This is a genomic window from Rouxiella sp. T17 (genome assembly GCF_036663475.1).
Taxonomy (GTDB): domain Bacteria; phylum Pseudomonadota; class Gammaproteobacteria; order Enterobacterales; family Enterobacteriaceae; genus Rouxiella.
On the sequence record NZ_JAWUEA010000038.1, the window covers coordinates 208,260 to 222,107 of the forward strand.

Below are 13,848 nucleotides of genomic sequence, written 5' to 3' on the forward strand. Positions count from 1 at the left end.
AGGTGCGGGCTTTTTTCTGTTTTTCCTGTACGCGTCAGCCCGCCCCGTTACCGATGGTAATGGTGGTGGTAATAATTGTTGTGTTCAGGCTGATGTGTCGCATTTTTTTATGTTTGTCTTATTGGTTATTACTCTGTCTACCCTATTAGCTAAAGCATAAGGCACCGTAAGTCAATTTTTTTCTATTTTTTAGCCAAAACGCAGGCGTCTTTCAGGCAGTGTTATTCACCCCTTTATTGCGACATTTTCAGCTAATAAAACCAGCAATTCGCATAAAGGATAGACATTCCACTTGGCGCGGCGAAAAATGCCGCCTAGGCTAATCGGCTAATTTTTTTTCGATATCGTGCAGCAAAGTGTGCAGCATTGCCGCATCGCGCTGCTCGAGAACGCCGAGTCTTTGCTGTAACCAATCGGCCAGTTTATGGTCGTCCTGCGCGTCTAAATTAACCAGCAAACGCGAAACGCGAGCACGCAACGCGTCGAGCTGGCCCGCTTCCGCCTGCACCGACTGCTTTTGCGCCAACTGGTTTAATGAAGAGAGCTGATAGCAGAACACCATCACCGCCTGCCCAAGATTCAGGGAAGGATAATCGGCCACCATCGGCACGCCGGTCAGCAGGTCGGCCAACTCCAGCTCTTCGTTGGTTAATCCGGAATCTTCGCGGCCAAACACCAGCGCGACATTGTTGGTCCAGTTCTGGCGCTCGGCGAGCTGCGTTTCTAGCTCCTGCGGCGTGCAGTAATAATGAAAGCGCGCGCGACTGCGAGCCGTGGTGGCAATCGTGAAATCGATGTCGGCCAGCGCCTCTTTCAGGCTGTCGAAGTGCTGCGCATTGTGCAAAATCTCATTCGAACCGTGCGCGACCCAGCCCGCTTCAGGCTGTAAATGCGCCTGACTTTCGACAATGCGCAACGAAGCGAAGCCCATGGTTTTCATTGCCCGCGCCGCTGCGCCGACATTTTCGGGCCGAGCCGGAGAAACAAGAATAATATGCAGCTGCATGCGCTACCTCTGAAAAATGAAGATTAAAGAAGATCAGTAGGTCGCCGTTTCGATTTATTTCAGGCAACAGACAATCGCGATGGCCGCAATTATAATTCACATCCGTTTAACAGTCTTCGAATATGTCGGCCCGAAGTCAGGGAGAAAAGCATTTAGCCTGCTTGGGAGGCGTTGAATAGGCTGCTTATGCCAAGACATTATTATTAACTATTATAAATCAGCATGATAAGAACTTTGATACTACTCGTTAACTTTTATGAAACTTAAGGTTATTTAACTATCAAATAATTTTTAATAAAGGACAAAATGTAAGAAACAGAGGTCGGATTTTAAGTATTTTTCACCTTTCTGTTACCGTGCTACAATTGAAATTGATATATGTCAACAAAGCGTAGTTTTGTTGCATGGCAGTTTCGGTACTCGCTGTTATATTGCTGTTAATAGGGTTAGGATATGCGCCGCTCAAGGTACCTACGGGACTGCAGGAAGTGGTATCCGAACTGGGCTGGCGATGTTGTTGCCGTTGATGGAAAGTGTACCTAGAACGCGTTTACGTACTTTAGTCGTGTAACGAGTGAAACAGGACAAGAAACTGTCGAATTCATGTATATATCAAAGACTTCTGTACTCCTATTTTCTATTTGTTGGCAATCTTAGGTAGCAAAAATGCAGACCCCCCAAATTCTTATCGTCGAAGACGAATTAGTAACCCGTAATACTTTAAAAAGTATTTTTGAAGCAGAAGGCTATGAAGTTTTCGAAGCCAACGATGGCGCCGAAATGCATCACATCCTTTCTGAAAACAATATCAATCTGGTGGTGATGGACATCAATCTGCCAGGTAAAAACGGCTTGCTGCTGGCGCGTGAACTGCGCGAACAGGCGAACGTTGCGCTGATGTTCCTGACGGGCCGCGACAACGAAGTCGATAAAATCCTTGGCCTGGAAATCGGTGCCGACGATTACATGACCAAACCGTTCAACCCGCGTGAGCTGACTATTCGCGCACGTAACCTGTTGACGCGCACCATGAATCTGAGCCCGGTGGGTGAAGAACGCCGTCTGGTCGAGAGCTATCGCTTCAACGGTTGGGAGCTGGACATCAACAGCCGCTCTCTGGTGAGCCCAACGGGTGACCAGTACAAACTGCCACGCAGCGAATTCCGCGCGATGCTGCACTTCTGCGAAAACCCGGGCAAGATCCAGACCCGTGGCGATTTGCTGAAAAAAATGACGGGCCGCGAGCTGAAGCCACACGATCGTACCGTCGACGTGACCATCCGCCGCATTCGTAAACATTTCGAAGCGACGCCGGACACGCCAGAAATCATCGCCACTATTCACGGCGAAGGTTATCGCTTCTGCGGCGATCTGGAAGAGTAAAACGGTCGGCTATTATGCTGAATGCGTTTAATAACCTCTTGATAAGTCGTAAGTTTAGTGAAGTTGCTGTAGATCTGAATCGTTAACAAACGGGTTGCCAACCGGTCTGTAACAGTAAAAAAAGGCCAGCTTCTGCTGGCCTTAACTTTTATGGGTATCTAACAATTACCGTCTGATGAATGACGGCAATCTGTCGAAAAAGCCCTGACGTTAGCGATTACCCCAAGGAATAATCGGCACCGCGCTGATCGCATTCTTCGGCGAACCGTCAACCACCTTGTCGGAATAGCTCAGATAAACCAACGCGTTACGTTTCGGATCGTAGAAACGCACCACCTGCAATTTCTTGAAGATCAGCGACGTGCGCTGCTTGAAGACCACCGTTCCCTTATCTCCGCCCTTCTTGATGTCATCCGAAACGTCTACCGGTCCGATCTGCTGGCAAGAGATAGCGGCGTCAGAGGTATCTTCCGCCAGACCTAATCCTCCCTTGATACCGCCGGTTTTCGCACGGCTGATATAACAGGTTACATTTTTGACATCAGGATCGTCGAAGGCCTCGACCACTATTTTATGATCCGGTCCAAACAGTTTGAAGACGGTATCAACCGAACCGATCTGCTCGGCCTGCGCGGCGGCAGAACACATGGACAACATACCAAGAACAAAAATTAAACACTTTTTCATGAGGTTACCTTACCTACTTTTTATAAATCGAGACGTTCAGAGTAGCACTCTATCCGCTTGAGCAAGCTCACAAAGTGAAAATCATTACGCCGCTTTTTTTGTTAAAGCGCACATTAAGCTAAAAAATATCTGCGAGTTTTACTGTTAAAAAATTGCTATCATGCTGCGGTTAATAACATTACGCGCCTATATTAGTTCAACGAGGATGATCTATGGATCAAGCAGGAATCATTCGTGATCTTCTCAGCTGGTTAGAAACCCATTTGGACCAGCCGTTATCACTCGACAACGTTGCAGCAAAAGCAGGCTATTCAAAATGGCACCTGCAGCGGATGTTCAAGGATGTCACGAATAATGCTATCGGTGCTTACATTCGGGCTCGCAGGCTTTCTAAAGCTGCGGTAGCACTGCGTCTGACCAGTCGGCCAATTCTCGATATTGCCCTGCAATACCGTTTTGACTCTCAGCAGACTTTCACCCGGGCTTTCAAAAAACAATTCGCACAAACGCCTGCACTGTATCGCCGTTCCGAAGATTGGCACTCTTTCGGCATCTGTCCGCCAATTCGACTGGGCGCGTTTATCTTGCCGCAGCCGGAATTCCTGTCGCTGCCAGAAAAACATTTGGTCGGCGTAACGCAAAGCTACTCCTGTACGCTGGAGCAGATCTCCACCTACCGCAATGAAATGCGTGACCATTTCTGGCGTCAATATATTGGCGAATCGACGGCGCTGCCGCCGCTGCTTTACGGCCTGCATCACTCGCGCCCGAGCCAGGAAAAAGACGACGAGCAGGAAGTGATGTACACCACGGCCCTTGAGCCAAGCCACATCACCGAAAACATGACCGAAGGCAAAGAGATTGTGCTCAACGAAGGTGAATACGCGCTGTTCCGTTTCAAAGGTACGCCGACGGAGTTGCAGGAATTCATTCTGACCCTGTACACCACCTGCCTGCCAATGTTGAAACTGACCCGTCGTAAAGGCCAGGACATCGAGCGTTTCCACCCAACGCGCAAAACGATGGGTACCGAGCCGCCGAAAGAGCTGGACTGTGATTATCTGATCCCAATCCGCCGCTAAAACTCGCCAGACGCGACAGGTTTCTGACACCTGCCTGCGCCTGGTTAGTTATCTTCCGATCATTTATCTTTCAAGACGTTAATTTAAATAAACCGTCTTTAGCCTGCTGTTAACGCTGAATTTCGTCTAACGCTGGCTGGTCCAGATGCGCAATATCGCCCGCTGTTTCAACAATCCATCCCGATGCCAACCACGCGCTTTGCTGGTGATCCACGCGAGAAAGCGAACAGTTTCGCAGACGCAAACGACGTTCGGCATAGGCCGGCAAGCCAAGAATAGTACTGACCAGACACCCCAGCGCAATCCCGTGACTGACCAGCAGCGGCTTGCTGCCCGGCGGCAAATCGAGGCAGCTATTCAGCGCCTCGTGCATGCGCGTTGCCAGCTCGGTCATGGTTTCACCCTGCGGAATACGGCCTTCCGGCGTGCCATCGACCATTTGCTTGCGCCAGGATTCCTCTTCGGCGGTGAGCTTGTCCAGATGACGGGTTTCGAGCACGCCCATGTGCAGCTCACGCAGGCGCGGGTCGGTAATGACTTTACAGCCACAGGCATCGGCGATAATTTCTGCGGTACGTTTAGTCCGCCCGAGATCGCTGGTGATAACATGTGTGATACCCTCACTGCGCACTCTTTCGGCAACTTGCTGCGCCTGAAAAATCCCTTTTTCAGTTAATGGGCTGTCAGTTTGCCCTTGAATTCGGCGTGCGGCATTCCATTCAGTTTCGCCATGACGGACGAGATATACCTGTAACATGAGTTTTTTCCGTTATACTGCGTGAAATAAGCTAAGGACAATAAAATCTATGTATCACGTTATCGCTGCGACGACGAACCCGGCAAAAATTAACGCTATTGCCCAGGCTTTTGAAGACATTTTCGGCGCCGACGCTTTTCGTATCGAAGGCGTTGATGTCGATAGCGGCGTTTCCGCCCAGCCTATCGGCAATCTCGAAACCCGCACCGGCGCAAGACATCGCGTTATCAGCGCTCGACAGGTTCGTCCTGAAGCAGACTTTTGGGTCGGCATTGAAGCGGGAATCGAAGACAATATGACGTTCGCCTGGATGGTGATCGAAAACATGCACCAACGCGGCGAGTCGCGCTCTGCCAGCCTTATGTTGCCTGAAATTATATTACAGGAGATCAATCAAGGGAGTGAATTGGGCGACGAAATGGAAAAACTTTCTGGAATTGCCGAAGTGAAACGCAAAGGCGGCGCGATTGGCATTTTCACCGCCGGTAAACTGACGCGTACCAGCGTGTACCATCAGGCTCTGGTGCTGGCCCTTGCGCCTTTTCATAACGTGATTTATCAGACGCGTTCACAAACGCACTAATCTTTTAATCGTACTGTAGCCCTGCTTATTCTTCGGGCTTTTCAAGTAATTGCGCTGCCAGCCAAGCCTTAAGCTCGGGCGGCGCAGATTTCAAGCCGTTAGATCCTCGCGTGACCGTCGCAATCCCCGCACCCAATTGGTTTTTCAGCTCGCGTTGACTCATCTCGCCTTTCATCAGCTCCTGAATAATTCTTAACCGCGTGCCGAGCGCCGTGCGTTCGTCGGGCGTCAAGAAGAGCTGTAACAGGGGATAGTGCAGATTTTCAGCAAAAGATTGCTGTAGCAATGCCAGAAAGCATTGCCAGTCCTCATTGCCTTGTTGGGAAAGAGCTGGGTCGTTTAAAGATTCTTGTGCCATCTTTTGTGCCATAAACATGCTGCCATACTATTTAACTAGTACAGCAGCATAGCATAATGACGCAGAAATCAGTAACGCCGCTGCCACTCCGCATCGGTTAGGATTTTGGCTGGCTGATGTAAAAAGTAACGATAAAACGCATCATACGCTAACACATTTTTAACATATCGGCGAGTTTCGGAGAACGGAATGCTCTCGATAAAGGCCACCGCATCAACCTGTCCCTGCGTATTGCCCAGCCAGGTATTGACCCGCGACGGACCGGCATTGTAGGCCGCGCTGGACAAGATACGGTTGCGACCAAACATCTGGTAAACATACTCCAGATAGCTGGTGCCGATAGTAATATTGGTCTGTGGATCAAGCAGTTGGCTGCTGTTCATGTAACCTGGAATGCCGCTCATGTCGACCGTGTGCTGCGCCGTGGCGGGCATAACCTGCATCAATCCCGATGCGCCAACCGGTGAACGCGCCTGCGGATTCCACGCGCTCTCCTGACGGGCGATCGCCATCGCGTAACTCTGAGTAATGCCTTTATTTTCCGTGGCCTGACGGAATTCTGGCGACCACGCCAGCGGGAAACGCTCCTGCAAATTATCCCACAGTTTGCCCGCAATCGTGGCCTGCACGCTCAGCTCCGGCCAGCCTTTTTCATAGGCGTAGCGCGCCAGAGCTTCCTGCTGCGATTTGCTGCGACTCTGCACCAGATAGGTCCATTCGGTGCGCGCAAGGTTGTCCATCCGCCAGTACATCAGCTCGCGTACGCGGGCGATTTCAGGCGATTTATCATAATTGCTGTCGGGCTTGGCTACTACCGGAACCACGATCGGATAAGGCACTTTCAGCTTCTGCGCCGCGGCCATCGGATAGAAACCGCGCCCCTGCATCAGGGATCGCAAAATGCTGTCGCCTTCGCTACGACGACCCTGATCGATCAGCAGCGAAGCGTGCCAGTAACGCCATTCGTCTTCCTGCATCGCATCATCGGGCAGGCGAGCAATCCAGCGCGCCAGCCCCTGCTTGTCGCCGGTTGCCAGCGTCATGCGAATTCGACGTTCCACCAGCGACGTTGAATGGCTGCGCAGAATGACATTGTCGCGCCACGCGGCCTGCTCGGGCGTAGCGTCACTGCCGAGATAGCGCCACGCAATCACCTCTTCAAGCTTAAGCCGATCGCTGTCATCCATCTTTTGCAAACGGGCCAGAATCGGCAGCATTGAACGGGCATTTTCGACGTCATCGCGCGCCACGCGCTCAAAGGCGATGGTGACGGCATTACGGGTAAAGTCGGTAGGTCCGACGGTGCGGGCAAAACCTTCAACCGTTTTAGGATCGTTTTGCAGCGCCACCAGCGCGTCGCTCATGGTTTGATAATCAGGCGGCAGCTGTTTGGCGAGGAAATTGACCAGACCCGAGTTGCCCGCTTTCATGGCCAAACCAATGCGTTGCAAGGTCGTCAACGCCGTTTGATTGCCCGCCTGCTGCCACACGGTAAACAGCTTGTCGCAGGAGTTTGGCAGCGTGGTGCCGGTCATCCAGATATCTTTCGCGGCGTCTAAAGCAACCTGCTGCTGGCCGGTCGACCATTTGGCAAAATAGTAGTTACAGCGCGCGGCAACCGGGCGTGGCGGCTGCGGGCTAAAGGCTAATAATCCCTGCCAATCCTGCCGGCTAGCGAGCTCATTGACGAAGCGCGCAGGCAGTGAGCGCGCGGGCGGCAAAGTTGGATTAGCTTCAACAAAGCTCTTCACCTGCTGGGGCGTTGCCAGCGCAATATTTTGCGTTAGCTGCCGATATTCGAGATAAGGATATAAAGGATAGTCTGTCAGCGACGGCATCAGCTGGCTGACGACGTCCAGCTGGTTGGCATCCCATGCCTGTTTAATTTGGGTATAACGTTGACGCTGTGCATCGAGAGAGTCGGCATGCGCCGCGCCCGCTGCCGTCACCAACAACAGTCCCGCTGCTAAAAATTGCCATTTGTCCGCCTTGACCATACTTACCTTTATCCTCGCTGGTTGTGTTGCTGACTGCCTACCGTGACGGCGGGTGAGGTTTTCATTTTCATCTAAAAACGCCTGCCGCAAAAATATCCAGACGTCAGTATAGACACTGCCTACGCTAATCTATTCATCAGCAGAAATGAAGAAATGCCCTGCCTGCGCCGCAAACTTTACATAGTTTGAAGAAACTGCCCTCTTTTGAACGCCAAAAGCCTCTGATTCACGATTTTTCTCTTCCTGATCCTGATTAATAAGGCAGAGAAACCTGAGTAAGATCGGATAAAACCCTGAGTGAAACCTGAGCTAAACCTGAACTAAATCTGAGTAAAACCTGATAAAGCCTTAATTAAGGCGCTTTACGTTTTCAACTGCCCGGTAATGGTTAAGATAACTGCTCAATAAATAGACTATCAAGCCACCCTCTTGAATAAATTAATTAAAACGACGCTTTGTGCGCATATTTGTGCGCACAAGTTACTCTTTACGGTGCTTTTTCTGCTGGCGGTGATTGCAGCGCTGACGCTAACGCTCGATCTTCAAACTGATGATTTACAAAATGCGCCCGTGAACTCGCCCGCTTCTGCGGCTAGCCAACCGCTTGAAAGTGAATCAACTTCTTTGCCTCCCTCTCACCTGTTCGAGGCGGAACGAGAAAGCCAGCGACGCAGTCAGGTAGTGACGCGTCCCGCCGGTAAAATAAAGCCCCTGCTGTTAAGAGAGCCCGCCCTGCCTGCTGCCGCGAAATCTGACAGAGATCTATTTGCCGTTGGGGGGTGAGAGTTAGGGCGAAACAGGCTAAACTTCGCAGTCGGAACACATCTCAGTCATGCCGTAGTCAGGCGCGACTGGCTTTAATCTGCCGGTGCGCGCGCAGCGTCTCTTCGACCTGCTCCCTGCAACCGGCCTGCAAGCAAGAGGCTCAAAACAACGTGGCTCAATACGTATACAGCATGCATCGCCTTGGCAAGGTCGTCCCGCCAAAGCGCCATATCCTGAAAAACATTTCACTCAGTTTCTTCCCGGGCGCCAAAATCGGCGTGCTCGGCCTTAACGGCGCGGGTAAATCCACTTTGCTGCGCATTATGGCCGGCATTGATACCGACATCGAAGGCGAAGCGCGTCCACAGCCAGGCCTGAGAATCGGTTACCTGCCGCAGGAACCTAAGCTGAACCTCGAACACACCGTGCGTGAGTCCGTTGAAGAAGCCGTAGCAGAAGTGGTCGGCGCGCTGAAGCGCCTTGATGAAGTCTATGCACTTTACGCCGATCCCGACGCTGATTTCGACAAGCTGGCCGCTGAACAGGGCAAGCTGGAAGAGATTATTCAGGCGCACGACGGCCACAACCTGAACGCTCAGCTGGAACGCGCTGCCGATGCGCTGCGTCTGCCAGAGTGGGACGCCAAAATCGCCAACCTGTCTGGTGGTGAGCGTCGCCGCGTGGCGCTGTGTCGCCTGCTGCTCGACAAGCCTGAAATGCTGCTGCTCGACGAACCAACCAACCACCTGGATGCCGAATCCGTAGCGTGGCTCGAGCGCTTCCTGCACGATTTCGAAGGAACCGTTGTGGCGATCACCCACGACCGTTACTTCCTCGACAACGTGGCCGGCTGGATCCTCGAGCTTGACCGCGGCGAAGGTATTCCGTGGGAAGGCAACTACTCCTCATGGCTGGAGCAGAAAGACGAACGTCTGGCGCAGGAAGCTTCTTCCGAAGCGGCCCGTCGCAAGTCTATCGAGAAAGAGCTTGAGTGGGTGCGCAAAGGCGCCAAAGGCCAACAGTCGAAAGGCAAAGCGCGTCTTGCTCGTTTTGAAGAGCTTAACAACGCCGAATACCAGAAACGTAACGAAACCAACGAACTGTTCATTCCACCGGGCCCACGCCTAGGCGACAAAGTTGTCGAAGTGAAGAACCTGAACAAATCCTACGGCGACCGCGTGCTGATTGACGATCTCTCCTTCTCCGTGCCGAAAGGCGCGATTGTCGGGATCATCGGTCCGAACGGTGCGGGTAAATCTACCCTCTTCCGTATGATGTCAGGTCAGGAACAGCCTAACGGCGGCAGCATCGAGCTGGGCGAAACTGTGAAGCTGGCTTCAGTCGATCAGTTCCGTGACGCGATGGACAACAGCAAAACCGTGTGGGAAGAAGTTTCCGGCGGTCAGGACATCATGCGCATCGGCACTACCGAAATGCCAAGCCGCGCCTACGTCGGCCGCTTTAACTTTAAAGGCGTCGATCAGGGCAAACGCGTGGGCGAGCTGTCAGGGGGTGAGCGCGGTCGTCTGCACCTTGCCAAACTGCTGCAAGTCGGCGGCAACATGCTGCTGCTCGATGAACCGACCAATGACCTGGATATCGAAACCCTGCGCGCGCTGGAAAACGCCCTGCTTGAGTTCCCGGGCTGTGCGATGGTTATTTCCCACGACCGTTGGTTCCTCGACCGTATCGCGACCCACATCCTCGACTATCAGGATGAAGGCAAAGTTGAATTCTTCGAAGGTAACTTTACCGAATACGAAGAGTACAAAAAGCGCACTCTGGGCGCAGATGCGCTGGAACCACGCCGCATCAAATACAAAAAGATCACCAAATAAGTTTTTTAAGAAACGTTTGGACGATCGACAGAACAACCCGGGTGCTTTTAGCCCGGGTTTTTTAATGGATCGAAGAGCGACTACACTTAACTTATTACTCAATTAAATCAGAGATTGGAGAAGTACATGAGCCTTAAAGCCATCGCCGTCGATCCAAAAAATACCCAACAGTTTATCGAGATTGATCTGCCGCAGCGTGACGTCGGCGACAACGATCTGCTGGTGGAAGTAAAAGCCGTTTCAATCAACCCAGTCGATACCAAAGTGCATCAGGGCGCGATTAAAAACGGGCTGGATCAGCCAAAAGTGCTCGGATGGGATGCCAGCGGCATTGTGAAAGCCGTGGGCAAAAAAGTTTCCGGCTTCGCTGCCGGCGACGAAGTTTGGTACGCGGGCGACATTACGCGTCCGGGCAGCAACGCCAGCGAGCAGCTAATCGATTACCGCATCGTGGCGAAAAAGCCGCAGTCGCTGAACTGGGCCGAAGCCGCCGCCATGCCGCTTACCGCGCTCACCGCCTGGGAAGGCCTGTTCGAACACCTGAAGATTCAGGAAGCGGGCGAAGATAAAACGCTGCTGATCGTCGGTGGCGCGGGAGGTGTCGGTTCGCTGGCCATTCCTTTCGCCGCGCTGCGCAGCAAGGTCAAAATTATCGCCACGGCGTCGCGCCCGGAATCGGCGGCCTGGTGTCTTGAACGCGGTGCGGATCTGACGGTTAACTATAAAGATCTGGTCGGCGAGCTGGAAAAACAGGGCATCAAGCAGGTCGATTACATCTTCTGCCTGAATGATACCGACGGCCACTGGGACGCGCTTGGCAAGCTGATCGCGCCGCTGGGTAAAATCTGCACCATCGTCGAGAACTCGCATCCGCTGGATCAAAACCAGCTCAAGCTGAAAAGCGCGTCGCTGCATTGGGAATTCATGTTCACTCGCAGCATGTTCTCCACGCCTTGCATCGCCGAGCAGGGACATATTTTGCAGCAGGTTGCCGAGCTGGTGGACGCAGGCAAAGTGCGCACCACGCTGACTGAAACGCTGAACGGTTTGACGGTCGAGAATATTCAAGCCGCGCATCACAAAGTGCTCGACGGCCACATGCAGGGCAAAGTCGTCGTCAGCTTCTAAGCTTGTCGTTAGACTCTTTTAAAGGCCGCCACTGCGCGGTCTTTTCTTTAGCACGTCTTTTTATCTTTCAAGATGACGCCTCTTCGATAAAGAATTCCTACAAGATTAAAATCCTTTCAAAGTGACCCCCTTCACACTCTTCAATGTTAAGCGGAAAAAAACAGCCACAACTTTAATTCAGGTCACAAAGAGCCCGTTAATTTTAAGCAAAAATAAAGTTAACAAAGCGCTAACAAGAAGAGGAACTGTGAATGAATAATAAGAAAGTTGCGGTGATCCTTTCAGGCTGTGGCGTGTATGACGGCGCCGATATCAACGAAGTGGTGCTCACTCTTTTAGCGCTGGAAACCCAACAGGTGGCTTACCAGTGTTTTGCTCCCGATATTCCACAACATCACGTGATTAACCATTTAACCGGCGAGCTGGCGCATCAGCAGAGAAACGTTTTATTTGAAGCTGCGCGCATGGTGCGAGGCGAAATTAAACCTTTAACGGCCTGTCGCTCGCAGGAGTTCAGTGCGTTGATGGTGCTCGGCGGCGCGGGCGTAGCGATTAATCTCTCTGACTTTGCTTTCAAAGGGCCAGATTTTTCCATCGACAGCGCTACGCTCGATGTGCTGACGCGTTTTAAAGAAGAGAACAAACCGGTCGGCTATATGGGGATCGCCGCCGTCTTGCTGCCGCTGATTTATGGCGAAGGCGTGGAATTGACCGTCGGCAATGACAAAGAGACGATTGAATTAATTGAAAGTATGGGCGGCGTGCACCGCGTGACAAACTTTGATCAGACGGTTATCGACGAGAAAAACTATTTGGTGACCACGCCGGGTTATATGGTGGCAACCACGCTGATTGAGGCGAAAATAGGCATCGACAAACTGGTAAAAGAGATGCTGGCGATGAGCCTCAGCCCGTGCTCCTACTTCCTGCACGCGGTGAGCTAATTAGCTGATTTAAGGTGACATTATTTTATAATAATGTCACAGATAAGCTTGCAAACACGTCAATCAAACTCAGGATGTTCGTTGCCCAGCATTCTTTGCACTAACTCCACGCAATCTAGAAAACGCTGGTCGTAATCTGCCGAGCTGACGTGAGTGAAGGCAATATTGTTTTTCTCCATCATCTCAATCAACAGATTCTGGAACTCCGAACGATCCAGCGAGCTGCCCAGACTGCGCAATCCATCGGCCACCCACGGCGTATTATTCTCCAGCAAAATCACCAGATCAAAACGGTATTCGTCGACCAGCGCCTGCACGAAGGGATGTTCGCGACCCTCATATTTCTTGCAAAACGCCTGCGTAGTCAGAAAATCGGTGTCGATAAATGCCACTTTATTGGCATATTTTACTGCAAAATCAATGTACTGCGCCTGGCCTAATGCGATTTTGTCATAGTCGGAATATTGCAACGCCATCTCATCGCCGCCCAAGTGCGAGAAGACATATTCGCGACCGTATTCCCACGCGCTGGTAGTATTAAAAATATTGGCTAACTTATTGACCAGCGTCGATTTTCCGCTAGATTCACCGCCCAGAACCGCCACCGTGCGTACGAAAAACGGCTTCACTTCGGTTGGAATATAGTCCCAATAACGGAAGGGATCGCGGCGGATCTGCGAACCGCTGATCTTCATAAACGATCGTTTTGGATCGATCAGAACCGTGTCTATTCCCAGATGTTCGCGATAGCGCGGCGCATCGTTTTCTTCACTGGTATAGATGGTATTGGGCTGAATGCCCTTCTGCTCCATGAAGGCGGTGATGCCTTCGCTCCACACGTCCCAGCCGTGCGGATACGGCTCCATGCCCTCTTCGTTAAAGGCATGAATGCGGATATTCTTTTGATATTTAAAGGTTTGTAGCAACCAGCGCAGGCGATCGCTCAGGGTAGGCTGCTGCGACATTGAACTGTTCTCAAACAGCTCCAAGTCGCGCGGCTCGTCGTAACCTAAAATAATGTGCAGCTCGTCAACCTGGCTGCACGCGCGCTGGATCAGATAAATATGGCCGGTGTGCAGCGGATAAAACTTGCCGAACACTACGCCGATTTTCTTTTCGCGGCGCGGGAATTCGAGATCCAGAAAACGGTGTAACGCCTCCAGCTTTTGCGCGCTGGGACTTTTGATCTTGTCGTTTAAAAGCTGACTCAAATAACCTTTGGTCATGCCGCTGGCTTCGGCGACCTGCTGCAGCGTACATCCCTGTTGCTTAATCGCTGCCTTAAGATAATCAAACTGCGGCATAGCGGGTCCTTTTAAA

Annotated in this window: 14 protein-coding genes and 1 other annotated feature (1 of these 15 cut by a window edge); of the genes, 7 read left to right on the forward strand and 7 right to left on the reverse strand. The window is 51.8% G+C overall.

What is annotated here, in order from left to right; translation table 11 throughout:
• Window positions 1-96, reverse strand: a sequence feature (Thr leader region) (it extends 22 nt beyond the left edge of the window).
• Together thrL and SC206_RS17325 are read right to left on the reverse strand one after the other, a co-directional pair.
• Window positions 35-103 (reverse strand): thr operon leader peptide, encoded by a 69-nt coding sequence (gene thrL, locus SC206_RS17320; protein ID WP_072045096.1) that lies wholly within the window; start codon window positions 101-103, stop codon window positions 35-37. It overlaps the preceding feature by 62 nt.
• Before the next feature lie 216 nt (window positions 104-319).
• Entirely contained in the window at window positions 320-1,006 is a 687-nt protein-coding gene (locus SC206_RS17325; protein ID WP_332739097.1) for a tRNA/rRNA methyltransferase, read from the reverse strand.
• 666 nt (window positions 1,007-1,672) lie between these two features.
• Between SC206_RS17325 and arcA the strand changes: the two genes are divergently transcribed.
• On the forward strand, window positions 1,673-2,389 hold the full coding sequence (gene arcA / locus SC206_RS17330) for a two-component system response regulator ArcA (RefSeq protein WP_332739099.1): 717 nt from the start codon (window positions 1,673-1,675) through the stop codon (window positions 2,387-2,389).
• Between the two features lie 210 nt (window positions 2,390-2,599).
• Here arcA and creA read toward each other — a convergent pair whose 3' ends face one another.
• Window positions 2,600-3,076 carry a protein CreA gene (gene creA / locus SC206_RS17335; RefSeq protein ID WP_332739101.1) on the reverse strand — a complete coding sequence of 159 codons (477 nt, stop codon included), beginning with the start codon at window positions 3,074-3,076 and terminating at the stop codon, window positions 2,600-2,602.
• Window positions 3,077-3,288: 212 nt separating this feature from the next.
• Here creA and robA point away from each other — a divergent pair, with 212 nt between their 5' ends.
• On the forward strand, window positions 3,289-4,158 hold the full coding sequence (gene robA / locus SC206_RS17340) for an MDR efflux pump AcrAB transcriptional activator RobA (RefSeq protein ID WP_332739103.1): 870 nt from the start codon (window positions 3,289-3,291) through the stop codon (window positions 4,156-4,158).
• 109 nt (window positions 4,159-4,267) lie between these two features.
• Here robA and gpmB read toward each other — a convergent pair whose 3' ends face one another.
• On the reverse strand, window positions 4,268-4,915 hold the full coding sequence (gpmB, locus tag SC206_RS17345; protein ID WP_332739105.1) for a 2,3-diphosphoglycerate-dependent phosphoglycerate mutase GpmB: 648 nt from the start codon (window positions 4,913-4,915) through the stop codon (window positions 4,268-4,270).
• A gap of 49 nt (window positions 4,916-4,964) precedes the next feature.
• On the opposite strand from gpmB, the gene yjjX reads away from it, so the two are divergent.
• Complete coding sequence (yjjX, locus tag SC206_RS17350; protein WP_332739107.1) at window positions 4,965-5,498, forward strand: inosine/xanthosine triphosphatase; 534 nt, start codon at window positions 4,965-4,967, stop codon at window positions 5,496-5,498.
• Window positions 5,499-5,523: 25 nt separating this feature from the next.
• Here yjjX and trpR read toward each other — a convergent pair whose 3' ends face one another.
• Together trpR and sltY are read right to left on the reverse strand one after the other, a co-directional pair.
• Entirely contained in the window at window positions 5,524-5,856 is a 333-nt protein-coding gene (trpR, locus tag SC206_RS17355) for a trp operon repressor (RefSeq protein ID WP_332739184.1), read from the reverse strand.
• A gap of 68 nt (window positions 5,857-5,924) precedes the next feature.
• Entirely contained in the window at window positions 5,925-7,853 is a 1,929-nt protein-coding gene (gene sltY / locus SC206_RS17360) for a murein transglycosylase (RefSeq protein WP_332739109.1), read from the reverse strand.
• A gap of 429 nt (window positions 7,854-8,282) precedes the next feature.
• On the opposite strand from sltY, the gene SC206_RS17365 reads away from it, so the two are divergent.
• From SC206_RS17365 to elbB, 4 genes are all read left to right on the forward strand, one after another.
• Window positions 8,283-8,636 carry a hypothetical protein gene (locus SC206_RS17365; RefSeq protein ID WP_332739111.1) on the forward strand — a complete coding sequence of 118 codons (354 nt, stop codon included), beginning with the start codon at window positions 8,283-8,285 and terminating at the stop codon, window positions 8,634-8,636.
• A gap of 152 nt (window positions 8,637-8,788) precedes the next feature.
• Window positions 8,789-10,456 (forward strand): energy-dependent translational throttle protein EttA, encoded by a 1,668-nt coding sequence (ettA, locus tag SC206_RS17370; protein ID WP_072045090.1) that lies wholly within the window; start codon window positions 8,789-8,791, stop codon window positions 10,454-10,456.
• 126 nt (window positions 10,457-10,582) lie between these two features.
• Entirely contained in the window at window positions 10,583-11,584 is a 1,002-nt protein-coding gene (locus tag SC206_RS17375; protein WP_332739114.1) for a zinc-binding alcohol dehydrogenase family protein, read from the forward strand.
• A 251-nt stretch (window positions 11,585-11,835) separates the two neighbouring features.
• On the forward strand, window positions 11,836-12,528 hold the full coding sequence (gene elbB / locus SC206_RS17380; RefSeq protein ID WP_332739116.1) for an isoprenoid biosynthesis glyoxalase ElbB: 693 nt from the start codon (window positions 11,836-11,838) through the stop codon (window positions 12,526-12,528).
• Window positions 12,529-12,587: 59 nt separating this feature from the next.
• On the opposite strand, the gene nadR is transcribed toward elbB, so the two are convergent.
• Complete coding sequence (gene nadR, locus SC206_RS17385) at window positions 12,588-13,832, reverse strand: multifunctional transcriptional regulator/nicotinamide-nucleotide adenylyltransferase/ribosylnicotinamide kinase NadR (protein ID WP_332739118.1); 1,245 nt, start codon at window positions 13,830-13,832, stop codon at window positions 12,588-12,590.
• Window positions 13,833-13,848 lie beyond the last annotated feature (16 nt).